Below are 22,550 nucleotides of genomic sequence, written 5' to 3'. Positions count from 1 at the left end.
TGAGGTATGAGTACGATGAGTAACCATCATCAGGATAAGGGCTCCTTTCTCGAGCGCCTGATCTTCAACAACCGGCCGACAGTGATCCTCATCTGTCTGCTGGTCAGCGTCTTCCTGTGCTACCAAGCCTTGCAAGTGCGCCCGTCCACCAGCTTCGAAAAGATGATTCCGCTGCAGCATCCGTTCATTCAGAAGATGCTCGAGCACCGCAATGATCTGGCCAACCTGGGCAACACCGTGCGTATCTCGGTGGAAGCCAAAGATGGCGATATCTTCAGCAAGGAATACATGGAAACCCTGCGTCAGGTGAACGACGAGGTGTTCTACATTCCAGGCGTCGACCGTTCCGGTCTGAAGTCGCTGTGGAGCCCGAGCGTTCGCTGGACCGAAGTGACCGAAGAAGGCTTCGCCGGCGGCGAAGTGATTCCGCAAACCTACGACGGCTCGCCAGACAGCCTCGACGAGCTGCGCAACAACGTGCTCAAGTCGGGCCAGATCGGCCGCCTAGTGGCGAACAACTTCAAGTCGAGCATTGTCGATGTGCCGTTGCTGGAGTCCTACCCGGACCCGCAAGACCAAGGCACCTTGCTGAAACTCGACTACCGCCAGTTCTCCCACGAACTGGAAGCGAAGATTCGCGACAAGTACGAAGCGCAAAACCCGAACGTGGAAATTCACATCGTCGGTTTCGCCAAGAAAGTCGGCGACCTTATCGACGGCCTGGTGATGGTGGTGGCGTTCTTTGCCATCGCGTTCCTGATCACCCTCGTCTTGCTGATGTGGTTCACCCGCTGCATCCGCAGCACCATCGCCGTGCTGTTCACCACCTTGATTGCCGTGGTGTGGCAACTGGGCCTGATGCACACCGTAGGGTTCGGTCTGGACCCTTACTCGATGCTCGTGCCGTTCCTGATTTTCGCCATCGGTATTTCCCACGGCGTACAGAAAATTAACGGTATCGCCCTGCAATCGAGTGAAGCCGATAGCCCGCTGACCGCTGCGCGCCTGACCTTCCGCCAACTGTTCCTGCCGGGCGCCATCGCGATTCTGGCCGACGCCGTGGGTTTTATCACGCTGCTGATTATCGACATCGGCGTGATCCGCGAGCTGGCCATTGGCGCGTCCATCGGTGTGGGCGTGATCGTGTTCACCAACCTGATCCTGCTGCCGGTTGCCATCTCGTATGTCGGCATCAGCAAAAAGGCCATCGAGCGCAGCAAGAAAGACGCCGTGCGTGAACACCCGTTCTGGCGCCTGCTGTCCAACTTCGCTCACCCGGTGGTGGCACCGATTTCCGTGGTTATCGCCCTGGCAGCCTTTGGTGGCGGCTTGTGGTACGGCCACGGTCTGAAAATCGGTGACCTTGACCAAGGTGCGCCGGAGCTGCGTCCGGACTCGCGCTACAACCAGGACAACGCCTTCATTATCAACAACTATTCGACCAGTTCGGACGTGTTGGTGGTCATGGTCAAGAGCAAGCCTGAAGGCTGCTCGATTCACGAAACCATGCAGCCCATCGATGAGCTGATGTGGACCATGAGCAACACCGAAGGTGTGCAATCGGCCATCTCCCTGGTTACCGTCTCCAAGCAGATGATCAAGGGCATGAACGAGGGCAACCTGAAATGGGAAACCCTGTCGCGCAACAAAGACGTGCTGAACAACTCCATCGCCCGCGCTGATGGCTTGTTCAACAACGACTGCTCGCTGGCCCCGGTGCTGGTGTTCCTCAACGACCACAAAGCCGAAACCCTCGACCGTGCGGTTAACGCGGTGAAAGCCTTCGCCAAGGAACACGACAACGAGAACCTGCAGTTCCTGCTCGCTGCCGGTAACGCCGGTATCGAAGCGGCGACCAACGAAGTGATCAAGGAAACCGAGTTCACCATTCTGATCCTGGTGTACATCTGCGTGGCCACCATGTGCCTGATCACCTTCCGCTCGTTCGCGGCTACCTTGTGCATCGTGCTGCCGCTGATCCTCACCTCGGTGTTGGGTAACGCGCTGATGACCTTCCTGGGCATTGGTGTGAAGGTGGCGACGTTGCCGGTGATCGCGCTGGGTGTGGGTATTGGTGTCGACTACGGCATCTATATCTACAGCCGACTGGAAAGCTTCCTGCGCGCCGGCATGCCGCTGCAAGAAGCCTATTACCAGACCCTGAAATCCACCGGTAAAGCGGTACTGTTCACCGGTTTGTGCCTAGCCATCGGCGTGTGCACCTGGATTTTCTCGGCCATCAAGTTCCAGGCCGACATGGGCCTGATGCTGACCTTTATGCTGCTGTGGAACATGTTCGGCGCGCTGTGGCTGTTGCCAGCGCTGGCACGCTTCCTCATCAAGCCTGAGAAGCTGGCAGGCAAGAAAGGCGGCTCGCTGCTGGCCCACTAAGGCCCGGGTGAGCAACAAAAAAACCGCAGCCTGGGCTGCGGTTTTTTTATGCCTGAAACGTCGTTTCCTGGAATCGCGGCTAAAGCCGCTCCTACAGGACTGCACCGACTGTGGGAGCGGCTTTAGCCGCGAGTTTTTGATCTTCCCGCTCAGCCGTGCCCCTTCAACCACTCATCAATCATCCCGCGCAAACGCTCGCCGGAAAAACTGTCGAAATGCCCGCCATGCACCGTGCGCACGGGCAGCCGCCGCAAGCGTTCGAGGCTGGCGGCGTAGTCGTCGAGGTTGGAGTGGTAGGCGTCTTCGATCAGCGGGCCGTCGTAGATGATGTCGCCGCTGAACAGCGTTTCGGTGCTGGCTTCCCACAGGCTGATGCCGCCCGGCGAATGACCCGGCGTGTGCAGCACCTGCAACACGCGGTTGCCCAGGTCCAGCACATCGCCATCTTCGACAAACCCGGTCGCCGGCGCCGCTTTTACCTGGTACTCGGCGTAGCACAGCGGGCAATCCGGGTGGGCGTCGAACATGTCATCGCCAACGAATGCCGTGCTCAAGGTATTAGCGCCATCGGGGTGCGCGAGAATGTCTGCCTCGGCCGGGTGCACCAGGCGCTCGCTGAATTCGTGGTGGCCGGCGATATGGTCGAAATGGCAATGACTGGCCACGGCCAGCAGCGGCTTTTCCGTGAGCCACGGCAGCTGCTCGCGCAGGCTAACCAGGCCGGAGCCGCTGTCGAGCAGCACGTCTTTATCGCGGCCCTGGATATGCCAGAGGTTGCAGCGGTAGAACGGGCGGATGTAGGGCTCGTGGATAAGGCTGATGCCGTCGTAGCAGTGGCGGACTTCGAACCATTTGTCGCGGGTGACGATTTTCATGAGGGGCACATTCTTGCGGATATGTTGTCCTGTGGGAGCGACTTTAGTCGCGATGCTTTTGAAAGCATCGCGACTAAAGTCGCTCCCACAGTAAGGTGTTATGCGGGAGTAAACGGCGCTGCCTGAACAATCTCAATCACAAACGGCCGGTCACCCGGCGCCGTCTCCAACAACCTAGCCAAATGCCCCAAATCCACCGCACGCTCCGCCACACACCCAAACCCCCGCGCAATGGCAATAAAGTCCGGCGTGTAAATATCCACCCCAATCGGCTCAATACCCCGGCGCTCCATGTAGCCCTTGATCTCGCCGTAACCATAGTTGTTCCACAGCAAGATCACGATGCCAACCTTGGCCTCCACCGCGCTGGCCAGTTCCGGCAGGCTGAATTGCAGCCCACCATCACCAATCAGGCAAACAACCGGTGTCTGCGGTTCGGCCAGTTTTGCGCCGATGGCGGCGGGCAGGGCGTAGCCGAGGGTGCCGTAGCCGGTGGAGGAGTTGAACCAGCGGCGCGGGGTGTTCAGATCGACCAGATGATTGCCGCTGTACACGGTTTGCGTGGAATCTCCGACAAAGCGCGCCGTCGGCAACACGCCGAGCACGGTGGCGAACAGATTGCGGTAATGCGCCCAGCCGCTAAACCCTTCAGCCAATTGCGCGCGCACGGCGGCGGCACGCTGAGCGCCAGGGCTGCCGGCATCGCCGGTGCGGCCCGGCAGCTCGGCCAGCAGGGCGACTATGGCCGCGCGCGCATCGCTTTGAATCGCCAGCGTCGGCGCGTGGTTGCGCTGCAATTGCTGGGCGTCGATGTCGATGCGGATCAGCTCGCCATTCAAGGCAAAGCCGCCGTCGAACACCACGTCGTAATCGGTTTCGCCCAGCTCCGTGCCGATGGCCAGAATCACGTCCGCATCGGCGGCCATTTCGCGCACCGGCACCAGTGACTGGTTGCTACCGATCAGCAGCAAATGCTCAGCGGGCAATAAGCCTTTGGCATTGATGGTGAGCGCGGTCGGCGCATCCAGAGCGGTGGCCAGTTGCGAGGCGACGTCGGCCGCCTCAAGGCAGCCGCCGCCGAGCAACAGCAGCGGCCTTTTTGCGCCGTGCAGTTTCGCGGCAGCCTGTTTGATCAGTTCGGCAGAAGGCTCGGGTCGGCTTGAGCGTTCGCGCGGCTGAACGGCCAGGTGGGCGGCCGGCGCGGTGATGATGTCTAGCGGCAGCTCGATGTGCACCGGGCGCGGGCGTTCGCTGTCGAACACGGCGAAGGCGCGGGCCAGCACCTCGGGCAATTCGTCGACGCTGAGCACGGTATGGCTGAACGCGGTGACGCCAGCGGTCAGCCCGCGTTGGTCGGGCAGTTCGTGCAGGTAGCCATTGCCAGTGCCCAGGCGCGAACGCTCGTTGACGCTGGAAATCACCAGCATCGGAATCGAGTCGCCATAGGCCTGCGCCATGGCGGTGAGAATGTTGGTCATGCCCGGCCCGGTGATGATGAAACACACCCCAGGTTTACCGGTGACCCGCGCGTAACCGTCGGCCATAAAGCCCGCGCCTTGTTCGTGGCGCGGCGTGATGTGGCGCAGGGCCGTGGCGGGCAAGCCGCGGTACAGCTCCACCGTGTGCACACCGGGAATACCGAACACGGTGTCGACGCCCCAGGCGTCCAGTTGCTTCAGCAGAAATTCACCGCAGGTGCTCATCGGGCAGTCCTTAGAGGCGAGGAGGGCAACAGGGCCGTCAATGGCTGATCTGCGACAGAAAGGCTTGCAGGCGCGGGTGCTTGGGCTGCTCGAAGAACTCGGTCGGCGCGCCGGTTTCGACAATTTGTCCGGCGTCCATAAACACCACACGGTCGGCGACCTTGCGGGCAAAACCCATCTCGTGGGTCACGCACAGCATGGTCATGCCTTCAAGCGCCAGCTCGGTCATCACGTCCAACACCTCGCCGACCATTTCCGGGTCGAGCGCCGAAGTGGGCTCGTCGAACAGCATCACCTTCGGGTTCATGCACAGCGCCCGGGCAATGGCCACGCGTTGCTGTTGGCCGCCAGACAGTTGGCCGGGCTTCTTCTGCGCCTGGCTGCCGATGTGCACGCGGTTGAGGTAACGCAGCGCTTGTTCCTCGGCCTGGGCACGCGCAATGCCGCGCACTTTCATCGGCGCCAGGGTGCAGTTTTCCAGCACGGTCAGATGGGGGAACAGGTTGAAGTTCTGAAACACCATGCCCACTTCGCGGCGCACATTGGCGCTGCCTTGTTTGCTGGCCACGTCCTGGTTTTCCACGGTGATGGTGCCGGTGTCGTGGGGCGAAAGGCGGTTGATGCAGCGAATCAGCGTCGACTTGCCCGAGCCTGATGGCCCGCAAATCACGATTTTCTCGCCCTGGCGCACGGACAGGTTGATGCCCTGCAACACCTGAAAATCGTCGTAGCGCTTGCCGACGTTCTCGAGCCGAATGATCTCGGTGGTCATCACAATTCCTCAGATGCGGCGCATACGCGCAAGGGTGCGTTGCACCAGGCCGACGTTCTTCGCGGCGGGGCTGACCTGATCCCACGACAAACGCCGCTCCAGGCGGCCTTGCAGCCAGGTCAGGGTGTAAACCATGACCAGGTAGTACACCAACGCCACCGCGTAGTACTCGGAAAACTGAAAAGTCGTGGACACGGTTTGCGAGGTCACGGCCATCAACTCTTGCAGCGAAATCACCGAGGCCAGCGAGGTGATTTTCAGCAACGTGATGAACTCGTTCGCCGTCGGCGGAATGGCGATACGCGCCGCTTGCGGCAGCGTGACGTAGCGGAAAATCTGCCATCCCGACAAGCCCAGCGCGTGGCCGGCGGCGTGCTGACCTTTGTCCAGCGCCTTCAAGGCGGCGCGGTTGATTTCGGCCTGGTAAGCCATTTCATTCAGGCTCAGGGCGATCCAGGCGGCGAAGAACGGGGTGAACCAGGTCTCGCGAAAAATCGGAAAGAACTGCGGCAGCGCGTTCCACACGAACAGCAACTGCAACAGCGTCGGCGCCCCGCGAAATACACTGAGTACACCGCGCAGCAACAGACGCAGCGGATTGGGCGGGCCGTCCAGCGCCAGCGCGGCGGGAATCGACAGGGCGATGCCGACCGAATGGGCGAGCAGGGCGAGCAGCAAGGTAATGCACGCGCCCTTGAAAAAGGGGTAAGAAAACAGCGCGTCCCAGAAGACGGCGACGTCGAATTGCATGGGGGTATCCCCTTTGAGGCGGTGGGAAAAACGCGGCGGTTTCGTTGATCAGCCGCCAACGGTGGTGGGCCCAGCCCTCACCCCCAGCCCCTCTCCCGTAAACGGGCGAGGGGAGCTAAACGGTGTTATCGCAGCGAACCGCGATTGGCTTCCTCGCCCCTCCGGGGAGAGGGCGGGGGTGAGGGGAGTGGGCGCCGCAAATAGTTGAACTTACTCCCCCGCACCTTCCACATTCACCGGATCGAGCTTCCACTTCTCGCTGAGCGCTTTCAGCGTGCCGTCGTCTTTCAGCGACTTGATCGCCGCCGCCACGGCTTTGGTGTTGGCTTCGTCTTTCACCAGATACGCGCCAAATACATCCTTCTCCGGGAAGGTATAGAGCGTTTTGAATTGCCCCGGCGTTTGCAGTTCGCGGTAGGCCAGTTCGGTGTCTTGCGACAACCCGGCGCTGGCGCGGCCGACCAGCACTTGCTGGGCCACGTCGCTGCCCTTGGGGTAGGTCTGAAGGGTGGCGGCCGGTTTGCCGGCGGCTTTGAGTTCAGTGTTGAGCTTTTCCATGATTGCCACGTAACGCGTGCCCGATTGCACGGCCACCACTTTGCCGGAGAGGTCTTCCAGCTTGCTCAGGGTGAGGTCGCCCTTGCCGCTGCCAAACACGATGGTGGCGCTGGACAGATACGGCACTGCATTGAGCTTTTGCGTGCGCTCAGGCGTGATCAACGCACCGCTGATGACCACGTCGCAGCGTTTGGATTCCAGGCCCGGCAGCAAGCCGGTGAATTCGGTGACGATAAAGCGCGCCGGCACGCCCCAGGTCTTGGCCATGGCGCGGATCAGGTCGGCATCGAAGCCGCTGGGCTCGCGGTCGCCGGTTTTCTCAAAGAACTCCAGCGGCGGGAAGGTGGGGTCGGAGCAGACATTGAAGCTGCCGCCGCTGACAAACGAAGGTTTGCTGTCGGCGGCGTGCAGCGTGGCGCTCAGGGCAGCGGCCAGCAGGCCGAGAAGGGCAATGGAACGAGTGCGCATGGGTGACTCCTTAAAAGGCTAAGTGCATCTGTTATTGGCAGTTCAAGAATCAGGCCAGCGAGGGCCTGTAGAGCCGTTTGTTGTTATGCAAAAGCGTTTGGAGCGGGTGGAGCTACTTCCATCTCATCCTTGCCACCGTCATTCCCGCGAAAGCGGGAATCCAGAATTGCCCATGAATAGGTGCACCTGGATTTCCTCCTACGGGGGGAATGACGGGGGACGGGTTTGTGATCTACGCGATTTCCGCGTTGCCTTTCATTTCAGCCTTCTTTGCCAGCGGCATCCAGCGCGGCCCTTGTGGCCCGTACACCTCAGCCGGTTCCGGGAACAGAACCAGCAGCACCAGATACAGCACCGCCGCCAAGCCCAGCGTCACCGGCAAACTCACGTCGATGCCATTGGCCAGATTGCCAAGCGGCCCGACGAACTGCCCCGGCAGGTTGACGAAGCACAAACCGATCAACGCGCTTGGCACCCAGGCGCCCATGCCGCGCCAGTTCCAGCCGTGGGTGAACCAATAGCTGCCACCTTTTTGCCCACGGGTGAACACTTGCAGGTCATCGGCGTGATAAACGCCACGACGAATGATCAGGCCCAGAATCATGATCACCATCCACGGCGTGGTGCAGGTAATGATCAGCACCGCGAAGGTTGACACGCTCTGCACCAGGTTGGCGGCGAAGCGGCCGATGAAGATAAAGGCAATGGACAGCACGCCAATCAGCAGCGTCGCCTTCACCCGCGACAGCACACGCGGGAACACGCTCGACATATCCAGCCCGGTGCCATACAGCGACGTGGTGCCGGTGGACATACCGCCAATCACCGCAATCAGGCACACCGGCAGGAAGAACCAGGTGGGGCATACCGCCAGCAAGCCACCGACATAGTTATTGGCGGTGATGTACTCCGGCGCTTTCACAGCAACGATGGTCGCGGTTGCCAGGCCGAACAGGAATGGAATCAAGGTAGCCAGCTGGGCGAACACCACCGCCAGCATGATCCGGCCTTTCGAGGTGTGCTTGGGGATGTAGCGCGCCCAGTCGCCGAGGAAGGCGCCGAAGGAAATCGGGTTACTCATGGCCACCAGCGCCGCGCCGATAAACGCCGCCCAGAAGCCTTCGGTACCCATGTTCACGCTGCCGGCGTAGGCGCTGTCGAAGGTGCTGGAAAAAGCAAAGATGCCCAGCAGAAACAGCACGCTGGCGCTCCATACCGCCACCTTGTTTACCCACAACAGAAAGCGGAAGCCGTAGATGCACACGGTGAGCACGAGGAGGGCAAACAGGCCGTAAGCCAGGCCCAGGGTCAGGTCGGTTTCCGGCAGGCCGATCAGGCGTTTTGCGCCGCCGATCAACGCGTCGCCCGAGCTCCAGACCGACAGCGAAAAGAACGCGATGGCCGTCAGCAGCGACAGAAACGAGCCGACAATTCGCCCGTGCACACCAAAGTGCGCGCCCGACGACACGGCGTTATTGGTGCCATTCAACGCCCCAAACAAGCCCATGGGCGCGAGGATCACCGAGCCCACCAGCACGCCCAGCAAAATAGCCCACACGCCGGCCTGAAACGACAGGCCAAACAGCACGGGGAAACTGCCGAGCACGGCGGTGGCGAAGGTGTTGGCGCCGCCGAAAATCATACGGAACAGGTCCAGCGGTTTGGCACTGCGCTCGCTGTCCGGGATCTGTTCGACGCCGAAGGTTTCGATGGTCGTCAGTGTTTTTTCGTTGTTGTTATTCATTTTTATCTCCCCGCAAAGACGCACTAAGCGTCTGCGCCCGGCTTCTATTTTTATGGTTTTGCGTGGTTACGCGTTACTGCGGTACAGCCGACAAATGCTCATGACAGGCCAGCCAGCGGCCCGCTTCTACCTCACGGAAAACAATGGTCTCGCGCTCGTAACTGGTGCTTTCGCTGCCGGCTACGCGCAATTGCGTGCGCACCTCATGGACGAAAATCGCCACGTCGCCCTGCACGCTGACGAAGGGTTTGCTCGAGGTGCACTCCAGCACCTCGAAGCCATCCGCCAGCCAGTCGGCCCATACGGCTTCGTACGCTGCGCGACTCAACAACGGCGTGGGCCAGGTGTGGAAGACGAAACTGGCGTCTTCGCTGAACGCGGCGAAGTAAGCGGCCGTGTCGGTGCGGGCGAAGGCGGCGACCAGGCGTTCGGCGGCATTGAGCACTTGCTGTTCTTTTAGCGCGACGGTCATTTGTGGCTGACTCCCGGCAATACGCAGAGCATTTCGTACAGCAGGTTGGCGCCCAGCAGCGAGGTGTTGCCGGTGGTGTCGTAGGGTGGCGACACTTCAACTACGTCACAACCAATCAGGTCCAGCCCTTGGCAGCCGCGGATGATTTCGATGGCTTGAATAGTGGTCAAGCCGCCGATTTCCGGCGTGCCGGTGCCAGGCGCCCAGGCCGGGTCGATGCCGTCGATATCAAAACTCAGGTACACCGGGCCGCCGCCGACTTTCTCACGCACTTCGGCCATCAGCGGCGTCAGTGACTTGTGCCAGCACTCTTCGGCCTGCACCACACGAAAGCCCTGCTTGCGGCTCCAGTTGAAGTCTTCAGCGGTGTAACCCTGTGCGCGCAAACCGATCTGCACCACACGGTCGCAGTCCAGCAGGCCTTCTTCCACGGCGCGGCGGAAGGTGGTGCCGTGGGCGATTTTCTCGCCAAACATATGGTCGTTGACGTCGGCGTGGGCATCGATGTGCACCAGGCCGACCTTGCCGTACTTCTTGGTCAGCGCCCGCAGAATCGGCAGGGTGATGGTGTGATCGCCGCCCAGGGTCAGCGGCAGAATGCCGTGAGAGACGAACTTGTCGTACGAGGCTTCGATGATGCGCACGGCATCCAGCAGATTGAACGTATTGATCGCCACGTCGCCGATGTCGGCCACGTTCAACGAATCGAACGGCGCGGCGCCGGTGGCCATGTTGTAGGGGCGGATCATCACCGACTCGGCGCGAATTTCGCGGGGGCCGAAGCGGGTGCCGGAGCGAAGGGAGGTGCCGATGTCCAGCGGTACGCCAACGAAGGCGGCGTCCAGGGCATTGAGTTCGGCGTCGGTTTGGATATGCGGCAAGCGCATCATGGTGGCGATGCCGCCGAAACGCGGCATTTCGTTACCGCCCAGGGGTTGATGAAGCGTCTTTTCCACGGGGTGGCCTCACGATCTTATGTTTTTAATAGTGGGCGGATTCTGCGCAAGGGGTAGGCGGGAGAAAAATCCGGTGTAGGCAAATACTTAGTTCAGAGATTTCTAAACTAAGTTGGGGTGGGTAGACTGGGTCAGCCCCGACGTACATCTGGCCCCCTCGCCCCTTCGGGGAGAGGGTTGGGGTGAGGGGTAGCGGCAGACATCGGTGTTGGCCCCGGCCCTCACCCCCAGCCCCTCTCCCGCAAGCGGGCGAGGGGAGACAGCTGGCACAATTTTGCCCCTCGCCCCTCCGGGGAGAGGGCTGGGGTGAGGGGAGGCGGCAGACAACGGTGTTTGCCCCGGCCCTCACCCCCAGCCCCTCTCCCGCAAGCGGGAGAGGGGAGACAAGCTGGCACAATTTTGCCCCCTCGCCCCTCCGGGGAGAGGGCTGGGGTGAGGGGAGGCGGCAGACAACGGTGTTTGCCCCGGCCCTCACCCCCAGCCCCTCTCCCGCAAGCGGGAGAGGGGAGACAAGCTGGCACAATTTTGCCCCCTCGCCCCTCCGGGGAGAGGGCTGGGGTGAGGGGAGGCGGCAGACAACGGTGTTTGCCCCGGCCCTCACCCCCAGCCCCTCTCCCGCAGGCGGGAGAGGGGTGACAAGCTGGCACAATTTTGCCCCCTCGCCCCTCCGGGGAGAGGGCTGGGGTGAGGGGAGGCGGCAGACAACGGTGTTTGCCCCGGCCCTCACCCCCGGCCCCTCTCCCGCAGGCGGGAGAGGGGAGCAGAGCATTTGAGTTTGTTTGGAGTTTGTTTTGAGCCAAGTCCTTCCCGACCTAAAACTCCTGCGCATCTTCGTCAGCGTGGTCCGCCATCAAGGCTTCGCCGCCGCGCAGCAGGAGCTCAATCTCTCCACCTCGGCCATCAGCACCTATATGAGCCAACTCGAAGGCCAACTGGGCCTGAGCCTGTGCCATCGCGGTCGCGGTGGGTTCAGTCTGACCAGCAAGGGCGAGCTGTTCTTCCAGGAAACCCTGCGCCTGCTCGGCGAGATGGAAGGCTTCGAGCGCTACGCCGCCGCGCTCAAGGGCGAGCTGCGGGGCACCCTCAATCTGGGGGTGATCGACTCCACCGTCAGCGACCGCGCGTTGCCATTCGCCGAGGTCATCGGCACTTACAGCGAAGAACACCCGGCGGTGCATTTGCATCTGTCTGTGCTCAGCCCTTACGAACTTCAGCTCGGCGTGCTGGAAAACCGCCTGGACCTGGCGATCGGTTCCTTTTCCACGCGCATGAACGGCTTGCTCTATCAGGCGCTATACCGCGAGCAGCACTGGCTGTATTGCAGCGACCGTCATCCGCTGTTTGGCGAGCGGCGCATTCCGCCAGAGTTGATCACTCAGCAGCGCATGGTCGGGCGCAGTTATTGGAGCCAGGCGGAACTGGCGCGCCACGGTTTCAAACACAGCGCGGCGACGGTGGAAAGTATGGAGGCGCAGCTGATTCTGGTGCTGTCGGGCGCTTACATCGGCTACCTGCCCGAGCACTATGCGCAAGCCTGGGTCGACCAGAAACGCCTGCGTCCGCTGCTGCCCACCACGTTTGGTTACCAGGCGCCGTTTTCCCTGACCTACCGCCGTGGGCGTTCGCGCGAGCCGTTGTTGCAAACCTTTCGCGATTTACTGAAAACCCAGCTCAGCCAACCGCGCCCAGCCGCTGCGCTACCTGCCGCTGCGCAACCCAAAGCTGCGCTATAAGTACCGCCGTTGCTGGCGTCTGGCCATTGCTGTGCTACACCTAAATCCTTATGGGCATAGGGGTTTATATGCTCGTCACCACAAGGATGAACGCGATGCGCCAGAACCTGCCTGTTACTCAGCGCGAAAGAACCTTTTCCGAGCATGAGCGCCTTATTTCCACGACGGATTTGCACAGCAAAATCACCTACTGCAACGACGCGTTCGTCGAGCTCAGCGGTTTTACCCGGGAAGAGCTGATCGGCCAGCCACACAACCTGGTGCGCCACCCCGATATGCCGCCGGCGGTGTTCGGCCACATGTGGGACGTGATCAAGCAGGGCAAGCCGTGGATGGGACTGGTGAAGAATCGCTCCAAAAATGGCGATTTCTATTGGGTCAGCGCCTACGTCACGCCGGTGTATGAGAACGGCCAGATCGCCGGTTACGAGTCGGTGCGCTCGTTGCCGACCCGCGAGCAGGTCGCGCGGGCAGACAAACTTTACGCCCGCCTGCGTGCCGGCAAGAGCCCGGTGCCGGCCTTGGCCTACTGGACGCGGGACATTGTGAATTCCTGGCCGGTGATTCTGGCCACGCTGATTATTCTTGGCGGGGATCTGTGGCTTAAAGGCTGGGCGAAAACTGCATTGGCCATGGTGGTCATGGCGCTGCTGGCGCTCTGGCTGGTCATCAGCAAACGGCAAGACGTACGCAATACCCTGGCCGATCACCCCAAAGCCTTTACCAGCGAGCTGGTGGCCCTGACCTATTCCGACAACCCCGGCCCGCAGGGCTTGCTCGATCTGGCGATGATCAGCGAAGAGGCGCGTCTGCAAACCGCACTCACGCGCCTGGAAGATGCCGGCATCAGCGTAAAACTGCGCGCGGCGGAGTCGTCGAAGTTATCGAACTCCAACGCCGAACTGATCGAGCAGCAACGCAGCGAAACCGATCAGTCGGCCACCGCCATCAACCAGATGGCCGCCACCATTCAGGAGGTGGCGCACAACGTCGCCAGCACCGCCAATGCCGCGCAGGAAGCGGATCAGTTGGCGCAGCAGGGACGCGGTCTGGCCAACGACAGTCTGGGCGCCATGAAGCACATGGCGGATGCCGTTACCGAAATCGGCCAGGCGGTGAAAGATCTCGCCGACTCGACACAATCGATTGGCAGCGTCGCCGACGTGATCACCTCCATTGCCGAGCAAACCAACTTACTGGCCCTGAACGCTGCAATCGAAGCGGCGCGGGCCGGGGAGCAGGGGCGCGGTTTTGCCGTGGTAGCAGACGAGGTGCGTTCGCTGGCCTCACGTACGCGAGAATCCACCGAGCAGATTCACGCCATCATCGCCTCGCTGCGCAGCGGTGCCGACCGTGCGGTAACCACCGCCAGCAAAGGCGAAGAGATTTCCCGCGAAAGCGTGCACAGCGTGGAAGCCGTTCAGCAGGCGTTGGATGGCATCAGCCAGGCGGTGACGCGCATCACCGGCATGAGTCAGCAGATGGCGACCGCTTCCGAGCAGCAAAGCCACGTGGCCGAAGACATCAGCCAGCAAATCACCCGCATCGCCCAGCTTTCCGACCGCAGTGCCGGGCAGGCGCAGGAAGGCGTGGTCATCAGCCAGGACCTGGAACACATGGCCGATTACCTGCACAGCCTGGCCGAGCGTTTTAACAAATAATCAGTGGCGAGCCCGATGGCAGCGACTGCCATCGGGTGGCAGACTTCGCGCTCCAGAGGAGTGCCCATGTCCCGCCCGTTATGCCCGCGTTGTCAGCGTCCGCTCAGCCATTGCCTGTGCGCGCTGATCCCCAGCCTCAACAGCCGCACCCGCGTGCTGATTCTGCAGCACCCCAGCGAAGTCAAACACGCCCTCAACACGGCGCGCCTGGCCGCCCTCGGCCTGAGCAATGCCGAGCTGTGCGTGGGCGAGCGGTTTGACGAGCTGGAAACACTGCTCAACCCGCCGGGTTATCGCAGCGTGCTGTTGTTTCCGGGCGAGGGCGCTACGGTGCTGGAAGCGGGCCCGGCAGACGTACCGATTCAACTTGTTGTGCCGGATGGCACCTGGCGCAAGGCGAGCAAACTGCTGCACGTGAATCCGTTGCTGGCGGCGTTGCCACGGGTGTGTTTGCCGGCAGGCGGGGTTTCCCGATATCGGCTGCGCAAGGCGCCGAAGGAAGGGGCCTTATCGACAATCGAGGCCGTTGTTCAGGCGCTAAAAATGGTCGAGGCGCCGCTGCGTTTTGGCGAATTGCTCAGGCCGTTCGAGGCGCTGATTGAAGGTCAGATTGCGGCGATGGGCGAAGAGACGTTCCAGCGCAATCACCTATAAAAGGCATCGCGGCTGATCGGGTTGTGTTGCTGTTTGTGGGAACGGCTTCAGCCGCGATTGGCCGGACCTGCACAGCGCATTCCAGACCAACACACCGCCCCGTAGGAGCTAGCTTGCTAGCGAACCCTGCAAACGAAGATCGAGAATTTCGATTGCAAGGTTCGCCACCAAGGTGGCTCCTACAAAAAACCGTACGCAATGCGCCTGCGGGAGCCGCGATGCTGTTGATCTTCAAGGCGCATCCCGCAAGGCCAGCGCGTTATCGAGCATGCGGTTGGAAAAGCCCCACTCGTTGTCATACCAGGCCAGCACCTTGAGCAGCTTGCCGTTGGTTTTGGTGTGGTTGGCGTCGAAGATCGACGACAGCGGGTTGTGGTTGAAGTCGTGCGACACCAGCGGCAGCGTGTTGTAGCCGAGAATGGGCAACTGCTTGCTGGCTTCCAGCATCAGCGCATTGACGGTTTCGGCGCTGGTCTGCTGTTTCAGTTCTACCGTTAAGTCCACCAACGACACGTTGATAACCGGCACCCGCACCGCCATGCCGGTGAGCTTGCCCGCCAGTTCCGGCAGTACCAGGCCGACCGCTTCGGCGGCGCCGGTTTTGGTCGGGATCATCGACTGGGTGGCCGAGCGCGCGCGGTACGGGTCGCTGTGGTAGACGTCGGACAGGTTCTGGTCGTTGGTGTAGGCGTGAATCGTGGTCATCAGGCCGTTTTCAATGCCCAGCTCGCGGTGCAGCACTTGCGCAATCGGCGCCAGGCAATTGGTGGTGCACGAGGCGCTGGAGATGATCTGGTGCGACTGGCGCAAGGTGTCGTGGTTGACGCCATAAACGATGGTGGCATCGGCGCCTTTGGCCGGGGCCGAGATAATCACCTTGGCGGCACCTGCCGTGAGGTGCGCGGCCGCTTTGTCGCGGTCGGTGAACAGGCCCGTGCATTCAAAGACGATGTCGATCTGTTGCTCGCGCCATGGCAGCTCGGCGGGGTTGCGGATGGCGGTGACGGCAATGCGGTCGCCGTTCACCAGCAGTGCGTCGGCTTGTGCCTCAACAGTGCCGTCGAAAATGCCGTGCACGCTGTCGTACTTGAACAGGTGGGCGTTGATGGCGCTGTCGCCGAGGTCGTTGATCGCGACTACCTGCAGCTGTTGGCGGTAGTCCTGGGTGTAAAGGGCGCGCAGAATGTTGCGGCCGATACGGCCGAAGCCGTTGATTGCGATACGCAGTGTCATGGAATCACCGAATCTTGTCTTTTGTTGTTGGAATTACAAGATTATGCTCGGTAATATATAAATCAAGCCATTTTTACCGACTATATTTTGTTTTATATAAAATTTATGCCTGTTTGGAGCCGATGATATGCATCCCCGTGTCGTAGAAGTTACCGAGCGTTTGATTGCCCGCAGCCGCGCCACGCGTGAGCACTATTTGAAGATGATTCGCGCCGCTGCCGAAGACGGTCCGGCGCGGGCCAAGCACCAGTGCGCCAACTTCGCCCACGGCGTGGCGGGGTGTACCGGCGAGGACAAACAGCGCCTGCGCCTGATGGACTCCGCAAACGTGGCGATCATCTCCGCCTACAACGACATGCTCTCGGCGCACCAGCCATACGAGCACTTCCCCGACCAGATCAAACAGGCCCTGCGCGATATCGGCTCGGTCGGCCAATTTGCCGGCGGCGTGCCGGCCATGTGTGACGGCGTGACCCAAGGCGAGCCGGGCATGGAAATCGGTATCGCCAGCCGTGAAACCATCGCCATGTCTACCGCGGTGGCGCTGTCTCACAATATGTTCGACGCCGCCTTGTGCCTGGGTATCTGCGACAAGATCGTGCCGGGCTTAATGATGGGCGCGCTGCGCTTTGGCCACTTGCCGATTATTTTCGTGCCGGGCGGGCCGATGACCACCGGCTCGTCGAACAAGGAAAAAGCCGAAGTTCGCCAGCGCTACGCCGAAGGCAAAGCCACCCGCGACGAGCTGCTGGAATCGGAAATGAAGGCCTACCACGGCCCCGGCACCTGCACCTTTTATGGCACCGCCAACACTAACCAGTTGCTGATGGAAGTGATGGGCCTGCACTTGCCCGGCGCCTCGTTCGTCAACCCGTACACGCCGCTGCGTGATGCGCTGACCCGCGAAGCGGCGCAGCAGGTCACGCGCCTTACCAGTCAGGCCGGCAACCGACTGATGATGGGTGAAATGGTCGACGAAAAAGTGTTGGTGAACTCCATCGTTGCCCTGCACGCCACCGGCGGCTCCAGCAACCACACCTTGCACATGCCAGCCATCGCCCGCGCGGCCGGCATCTTGCTGACCTGGCAAGACATGGCCGACCTCTCCGAAGTGGTGCCGACCATGGCCCACGTCTACCCGAACGGCAAATCCGACATCAACCACTTCCAGGCCGCTGGCGGCATGGCGTTCCTTATCCGCGAACTGCTGGACGGCGGCTTGCTGCATGAAGACGTGCAAACCGTGGTCGGCCATGGCCTGCGTCGCTACACCCAGGAGCCGTTCCTGCAAGACGGCAAACTGGTGTGGCGCGACGGCCCGACCCAAAGCCTCGACGAAAGCATTCTGCGTCCGCTCGCCAACCCGTACTCGCCCGAAGGCGGCTTGCGCGTGATGGAAGGCAACCTCGGCCGTGGCGTGATGAAAGTGTCGGCCGTGGCGCTGGAGCACCAGATTGTCGAAGCGCCGGCCCGGGTGTTTCACGATCAGCAAGAACTGGCCGATGCCTTCCAGGCCGGCGAGCTGGAGCGCGATTTCGTCGCCGTGATGCGCTTCCAGGGCCCACGCAGCAACGGCATGCCCGAACTGCACAAAATGACGCCGTACCTGGGCGTATTGCAGGACCGTGGTTTCAAAGTGGCGTTGGTCACCGATGGCCGGATGTCGGGCGCCTCGGGTAAGATCCCGGCCGCCATTCATGTGTGCCCGGAAGCCTTCGACGGTGGTCCGCTGGCCCGCGTGCGTGACGGCGATATCGTTCGCGTCGACGGCACCAAAGGTGAATTGCGCGTGTTGGTAAACGAAGCGGAACTGGCGCAGCGGGAAAATGCCCAAGGGCTGCCGGTCGCCTTCGGTACCGGCCGTGAGTTGTTTGCCTTTATGCGCGCCGCGTTCAGCACCGCCGAACAAGGCGCCAGTGCCTTTACTACCAGTTTGGAAGGATTGAAATGAAGTTAGCCCTGGTCGGCGATATCGGCGGCACCAATGCACGCTTTGCGTTGTGGCGCGATAACCAGCTGGAGTCTGTGCGGGTTCTGGCCACGGCCGATTTTCCCGGCGTCGAGCAAGCCATCATCGCCTACCTCGACGGCCTCGGCCTGGCGCCGGGCGCTGTGCACGCGGTGTGCCTGGCCTGCGCCGGGCCGGTGAGTGGCGATGTGTTTGTGTTCACCAACAACCACTGGCGCCTGAGCCGTTCGGCGTTCTGCCGCGACTTGCAAGTGGACGACCTGCTGCTGATTAACGATTTCTCCGCCATGGCCCTGGGCATGACGCGCCTGGAAGAACACGAGCGCGTGCAAGTGTGCCCCGGCACCGCCGAAGCCGACCGCCCAGCCGTGGTGGTCGGGCCGGGTACCGGTTTGGGTGTTGGCACCTTGATTGGTTCGGCCGCCGAAGGTTGGCAAGCCTTGCCGGGCGAGGGCGGGCATGTCGACCTGCCGATTGGCTCGCCGCGCGAAGCGCAGCTGTGGCAAGAGCTGTATCGCCTGAACGGCCATATTCGCGCCGAAGACGTGTTGAGCGGTGGCGGTTTGCTGCTGTTGTACCGCGCCCTGTGCGCCCTCGACGGCCACCAGCAAACCCTGCAATCGCCGGCCGACATCACCGCTGCGGCGCTGGCCGGTGACGAAGTGGCGGGCCAGGTGATCGACCAGTTTTGCTCATGGCTTGGCCGCGTCGCCGGCAACAACGTACTGAGCCTTGGCGGGCGTGGTGGCGTGTACATCGTCGGTGGCATCGTGCCGCGTTTCACCGAGCTATTCTTGCGCAGCGGTTTCGCCCGCTGCTTCGCCGAGAAAGGCCCGATGAGCAAATACATGGTCGACGTGCCGGTATGGCTGGTCACCGCCGAGTACCCAGGTTTGATGGGCGCGGGTGTCGCCCTGCAACAGCTGTTGGAACGCCAGCAATAAACGTCTAGAAAACAAAAACCAGAAAAGGACGGGCCCCTTGAGCCAGACCGGAAAATCCATTCTGTTAGTGGATGACGATCAGGAAATTCGCGAACTGCTGGAAGCCTACCTGAGCCGCGCCGGCTTCCAGGTGCGCACCGTCGCTGACGGCGCCGGCTTTCGCGCGGCGCTGGGGGAGGAGAGCGCCGACCTGCTGATTCTCGACGTCATGCTGCCCGACGAAGACGGCTTCAGCCTGTGCCGCTGGGTGCGCCAACACCCGCGCCTGGCCCAGGTGCCGATCATCATGTTGACCGCCAGCTCCGACGAGGCCGACCGCGTGATTGGCCTCGAATTGGGCGCTGACGACTACCTCGGCAAACCCTTCAGCCCACGCGAGCTGCAAGCGCGCATCAAAGCCCTGCTGCGCCGCGCCCAGTTCGGCCAGGAACGCAGCCGCGTCGAGGTGCTGGCCTTTGATGAGTGGCGCCTGGACATGATCAGCCACCGCCTGTTTCACCTCGACGGCGAAGAAGTGTTTCTCTCCGGCGCCGACTTCGCCTTGCTCAAGCTATTCCTCGACCATCCGCAACAAATTCTCGACCGCGACACCATCGGCAACGCCACCCGTGGCCGCGAGCCGATGCCGCTCGATCGCATTGTCGACATGGCCGTGAGCCGCTTGCGCCAACGGTTGCGCGACACCGGCAAGGCACCGCGGCTGATTCGTACTGTGCGCGGTTCCGGCTACCTTCTAGCGGCCAACGTGACGCCGCACAATGCTGCCTAACCCGGCGCCGACGCCAGCGAAACCCTGGTATCAGCGCTGGTTCGGCTGGGTGCCGGTGCCGCGTTCCTTGCTCGGGCGCATGTTGCTGCTGACCCTGCTGGCGGTGTTGATGGCGCAAAGCTTGTCGAGCGTGATCTGGCTGTCGCAACTGCGCGCCACGCAACTGGAAGGCCTGGTGACCAGCGCCCGCAGCCTGGCGCATTCGATGTCCGCCAGCGTCAGTTACTTGCGTTCTCTGCCGCTGGCCTATCGGCCGCTGGTGCTGGATCAGTTGCGCAGCATGGGCGGCACGCGCTTTGTCGTGACCCTCAACGACAAGCCGCTGGACATGCGCGTGCTGCCGCCGACGCCGCGCAAGACGGCGGTGCTGGAATCGGTGCACGACGTGCTGCGCGAAGCCATGGGCAGCGACCCTGACATTCTGGTGACCTTCGTCAGCCCGGACGATTTACGCATCTTCAACGGCGGCCTGAAACTCGACGAACTGCCGCGCTCCTGGGCGCATTACGCGCTGACCCTGGAACCGGTGAAACCGCCGGTGCTGGTCACGCAAATTCAGATGGCGCCGGGCGAGTGGCTGTACATCGCCTCTCTGCTGCCCGAGCCCTACACCAGCTTGGAAGAAGAAGGCCTGCCGGCGCAGCAGGTGTGGTTCATTTTTCTCACCAGCAGCTTTTTGCTGCTGTTTATCGGCGTGCTGGTGCACTGGCAAAGCCGACCGCTTAAACGCTTGGCGCGGGCTGCGCGCGATATGTCGCTGGGCGCGGCCGAAGTGCGCCCGGTGGCGGAAGGCGGTGGCAGTGAAGTGGTGGAAGTGGGCCGCGCCTTTAACGCCATGCGCGAACGCATCAGCCGTTACCTGATCGAACGCAGCCAACTGTTCAGCGCCATTTCCCACGACCTGCGCACGCCTATCACGCGCTTGCGCCTGCGCGTGGAATTGCTCGAAGACGAAAAGGTGCAAGCCAAATTCGGCCGCGACCTGGACGACCTGGAGATGCTGGTCAAAGGCGCGCTGCAGTGCGTGAAAGACACCGACATCCACGAAAACATCGAGCCGGTCGACCTCAATCTCGCCCTCGACTGCCTGATCGAGCCGTACCTGCCGCCCCAAGGCAACGGCCGCGTCAGCCTCAACGGCCGGGCGCTGGCGGCCTATGCTGGCAAGCCGCTGGCGCTGCGCCGCTGCATGGGCAACCTGATCGACAACGCCCTCAAATACGGCAACAAAGCGCACCTGCACATTGAAGACAACGACAGCGCGTTCATTCTGCATGTGGACGACGAAGGCCCCGGCGTGCCGGAACAGCGCTTGGAGCAAGTGTTCGAGCCGCACTTTCGCCTGTCTGGCAAGCAGCAGGGCTACGGGTTGGGATTGGGCATCGCGCGCAACATCGCTCACAGCCATGGCGGCGAAGTGACCCTGCAAAACCTGCGCGAAGGCGGCTTGCGCGTGACCTTGTACCTGCCACGTTTCGCCGACTAATCAGAACTCAGCGACGATCTGCCCGAGCATTTCCATCGCCCGCTCGCTGGCTTCGTCCCACGTGTGGCCGTGATTCAGGCGCGCGCAATTGCCGAAACTGCGCGTGGCCGAAAAGATCGGTCCCGGCGCCAGGCTGATGCCCTGGGCTAACGCCAGTTGGAACAGCTGCAACGAGTCCACCGCCTGGGGAAATTCGAACCACAGAAAATACCCGCCGCTGGGCCGCGTCACCCGCGTTTCGGCCGGAAAGTGGCGGGCAGCGGAGGCGAGCATGGCGCTCTGCTGCATCTCCAGCGTGTGCCGCAACTTGCGCAAATGGCGGTCGTAGCCGCCGTGTTGCAGGTAATCGGCAATCGCCGCTTGCGCCGGCACGGACGGGGAAATGGTGGTCATCAGCTTCAACCGGCTAATCTTTTCCGCATAACGGCCGCCCGCCACCCAACCCACCCGATAACCCGGCGCCAGGCTTTTCGAAAACGAGCCGCAGTGCATCACCAGCCCGTCGCGGTCGAAACTCTTCACCGGCTTGGGCGGCTGGGTGCCGTAATACAGCTCGGCGTACACGTCGTCCTCAATCAGCGGCACCTGATGCTGGTGCAGCAGCTCATACAGCGCGCGCTTTTTCTCATCGCTCATGCTCGCGCCGAGCGGGTTCTGCAAACTGCTCATAAACCAGCACGCCTTGATCGGCAGCTGCGTCAGGCTGTCGGCCAGGGTTTGCAGATCAATGCCCTCGCGCGGGTGCACCGGAATTTCCACCGCCTTGAGCTTCAAGCGTTCCAGCACCTGCAACGTCGCATAAAAGGCCGGCGCCTCAATGGCCACCAAGTCGCCGGGCTGCGTGACCGTTTGCAAACACAGATTCAACGCCTCCATGGCGCCGTTGGTGATCACCAACTCTTCGAGCCGCAGCATCACGCCGGCCACGCGATAACGCAGGGCGATTTGCCGGCGCAAGTCCGGATTGCCCGACGTCATGTCGGCGATCACCGCATGGGGCGACAGCGCGCGCAGGCTTTGCGCCATCGAGCGCGCGAGGCGGGCGAGGGGGAACAGATGCGGGCTGGGAAACGCCGAGCCGAAAGGCACGGTGTTGGGGTCTTTCAGGGAACCGAGCACAGAGAACACCAACTCGCTGACATCCACCTCGGTGGTATGCGCCGCACGCGGACTGATCTGCGCCTCCGGCAGGGGGCGTTTGGCGTGTTCACGCACGAAGTAACCGGAACGGGCGCGCGCCTGAATCAGGCCGCGGTCTTCGAGCAGGTAATAGGCCTGAAACACCGTGGAAGGACTGACCCCATAGGTGCGGCTGGCATGGCGCACCGACGGCACTTTTTCCCCGGCAGCGAGCACACCGGAGCGGATCAGTTCGGCGATTTCATCGGCGAATTTTTCGTAGCGTTTCATCG

The 22,550-nt window shown here is 62.0% G+C and carries 17 protein-coding genes and 2 pseudogenes; 9 read left to right on the top strand and 10 right to left on the bottom strand.

Annotation, left to right across the window (positions count from 1 at the left end):
- The first annotated feature begins 6 nt into the window (after positions 1-6).
- Positions 7-2,391 carry an efflux RND transporter permease subunit gene (locus ACZZZU_RS05695; RefSeq protein ID WP_163016702.1) on the top strand — a complete coding sequence of 795 codons (2,385 nt, stop codon included), beginning with the start codon at positions 7-9 and terminating at the stop codon, positions 2,389-2,391.
- A 149-nt stretch (positions 2,392-2,540) separates the two neighbouring features.
- Here ACZZZU_RS05695 and ACZZZU_RS05690 read toward each other — a convergent pair whose 3' ends face one another.
- From ACZZZU_RS05690 to speB, 8 genes are all read right to left on the bottom strand, one after another.
- A complete protein-coding gene (locus ACZZZU_RS05690; RefSeq protein ID WP_463382378.1) occupies positions 2,541-3,266 on the bottom strand; it encodes an MBL fold metallo-hydrolase in 726 nt (241 codons plus the stop codon).
- A gap of 98 nt (positions 3,267-3,364) precedes the next feature.
- Complete coding sequence (locus ACZZZU_RS05685) at positions 3,365-4,969, bottom strand: 5-guanidino-2-oxopentanoate decarboxylase (protein ID WP_463550018.1); 1,605 nt, start codon at positions 4,967-4,969, stop codon at positions 3,365-3,367.
- Positions 4,970-5,006: 37 nt separating this feature from the next.
- On the bottom strand, positions 5,007-5,741 hold the full coding sequence (locus ACZZZU_RS05680; protein ID WP_463550017.1) for an amino acid ABC transporter ATP-binding protein: 735 nt from the start codon (positions 5,739-5,741) through the stop codon (positions 5,007-5,009).
- 9 nt (positions 5,742-5,750) lie between these two features.
- A complete protein-coding gene (locus tag ACZZZU_RS05675; RefSeq protein ID WP_463550016.1) occupies positions 5,751-6,491 on the bottom strand; it encodes an amino acid ABC transporter permease in 741 nt (246 codons plus the stop codon).
- Positions 6,492-6,701: 210 nt separating this feature from the next.
- Positions 6,702-7,517, bottom strand: a complete 816-nt coding sequence (locus ACZZZU_RS05670; protein WP_463550015.1) for a transporter substrate-binding domain-containing protein — start codon at positions 7,515-7,517, stop codon at positions 6,702-6,704.
- A gap of 232 nt (positions 7,518-7,749) precedes the next feature.
- Entirely contained in the window at positions 7,750-9,261 is a 1,512-nt protein-coding gene (locus ACZZZU_RS05665) for a purine-cytosine permease family protein (protein WP_463550014.1), read from the bottom strand.
- Positions 9,262-9,334: 73 nt separating this feature from the next.
- Positions 9,335-9,733: a nuclear transport factor 2 family protein gene (locus ACZZZU_RS05660; protein WP_122497269.1), complete on the bottom strand. Its 399-nt coding sequence runs from the start codon at positions 9,731-9,733 to the stop codon at positions 9,335-9,337.
- Complete coding sequence (speB, locus tag ACZZZU_RS05655) at positions 9,730-10,689, bottom strand: agmatinase (RefSeq protein ID WP_463382384.1); 960 nt, start codon at positions 10,687-10,689, stop codon at positions 9,730-9,732. Before speB ends, ACZZZU_RS05660 begins: the two co-directional genes overlap by 4 nt.
- Positions 10,690-11,480: 791 nt before the next feature.
- Here speB and ACZZZU_RS05650 point away from each other — a divergent pair.
- The 4 genes and pseudogenes from ACZZZU_RS05650 to ACZZZU_RS05635 all read left to right on the top strand — a co-directional run bounded on the left by ACZZZU_RS05650 (position 11,481) and on the right by ACZZZU_RS05635 (position 14,737).
- Positions 11,481-12,422, top strand: a complete 942-nt coding sequence (locus ACZZZU_RS05650) for a LysR family transcriptional regulator (RefSeq protein ID WP_463550013.1) — start codon at positions 11,481-11,483, stop codon at positions 12,420-12,422.
- Positions 12,423-12,472: 50 nt separating this feature from the next.
- Positions 12,473-12,799: pseudogene (locus ACZZZU_RS05645) on the top strand (PAS domain-containing protein); the annotation flags it as partial.
- Between the two features lie 318 nt (positions 12,800-13,117).
- A pseudogene (locus ACZZZU_RS05640) lies at positions 13,118-14,083 on the top strand (methyl-accepting chemotaxis protein); the annotation flags it as partial.
- 66 nt (positions 14,084-14,149) lie between these two features.
- The gene (locus ACZZZU_RS05635) at positions 14,150-14,737 is read left to right on the top strand and encodes a tRNA-uridine aminocarboxypropyltransferase (protein ID WP_463550012.1); all 588 of its coding nucleotides are present in this window, start codon (positions 14,150-14,152) and stop codon (positions 14,735-14,737) included.
- A 231-nt stretch (positions 14,738-14,968) separates the two neighbouring features.
- On the opposite strand, the gene gap is transcribed toward ACZZZU_RS05635, so the two are convergent.
- The gene (gap, locus tag ACZZZU_RS05630) at positions 14,969-15,970 is read right to left on the bottom strand and encodes a type I glyceraldehyde-3-phosphate dehydrogenase (protein WP_463550011.1); all 1,002 of its coding nucleotides are present in this window, start codon (positions 15,968-15,970) and stop codon (positions 14,969-14,971) included.
- A 127-nt stretch (positions 15,971-16,097) separates the two neighbouring features.
- Here gap and edd point away from each other — a divergent pair, with 127 nt between their 5' ends.
- The 4 genes from edd to ACZZZU_RS05610 all read left to right on the top strand — a co-directional run bounded on the left by edd (position 16,098) and on the right by ACZZZU_RS05610 (position 21,138).
- Positions 16,098-17,921, top strand: a complete 1,824-nt coding sequence (gene edd, locus ACZZZU_RS05625) for a phosphogluconate dehydratase (RefSeq protein WP_122497758.1) — start codon at positions 16,098-16,100, stop codon at positions 17,919-17,921.
- Positions 17,918-18,883: a glucokinase gene (locus tag ACZZZU_RS05620; RefSeq protein WP_463550010.1), complete on the top strand. Its 966-nt coding sequence runs from the start codon at positions 17,918-17,920 to the stop codon at positions 18,881-18,883. Before edd ends, ACZZZU_RS05620 begins: the two co-directional genes overlap by 4 nt.
- A 37-nt stretch (positions 18,884-18,920) precedes the next feature.
- A complete protein-coding gene (locus tag ACZZZU_RS05615; RefSeq protein WP_122497762.1) occupies positions 18,921-19,652 on the top strand; it encodes a response regulator transcription factor in 732 nt (243 codons plus the stop codon).
- A gap of 79 nt (positions 19,653-19,731) precedes the next feature.
- The gene (locus ACZZZU_RS05610; protein ID WP_463384675.1) at positions 19,732-21,138 is read left to right on the top strand and encodes an ATP-binding protein; all 1,407 of its coding nucleotides are present in this window, start codon (positions 19,732-19,734) and stop codon (positions 21,136-21,138) included.
- Here the strand turns inward: ACZZZU_RS05610 and mapR are convergent, their stop codons facing one another.
- Positions 21,139-22,548 carry a GntR family transcriptional regulator MpaR gene (mapR, locus tag ACZZZU_RS05605; protein WP_463382389.1) on the bottom strand — a complete coding sequence of 470 codons (1,410 nt, stop codon included), beginning with the start codon at positions 22,546-22,548 and terminating at the stop codon, positions 21,139-21,141.
- Positions 22,549-22,550: the final 2 nt, after the last annotated feature.

The organism is Pseudomonas sp. AC136 (assembly GCF_979258585.1).
Note: the sequence above shows the minus strand (reverse complement) of the source record. Positions and strands in the feature narration are given on the sequence as shown.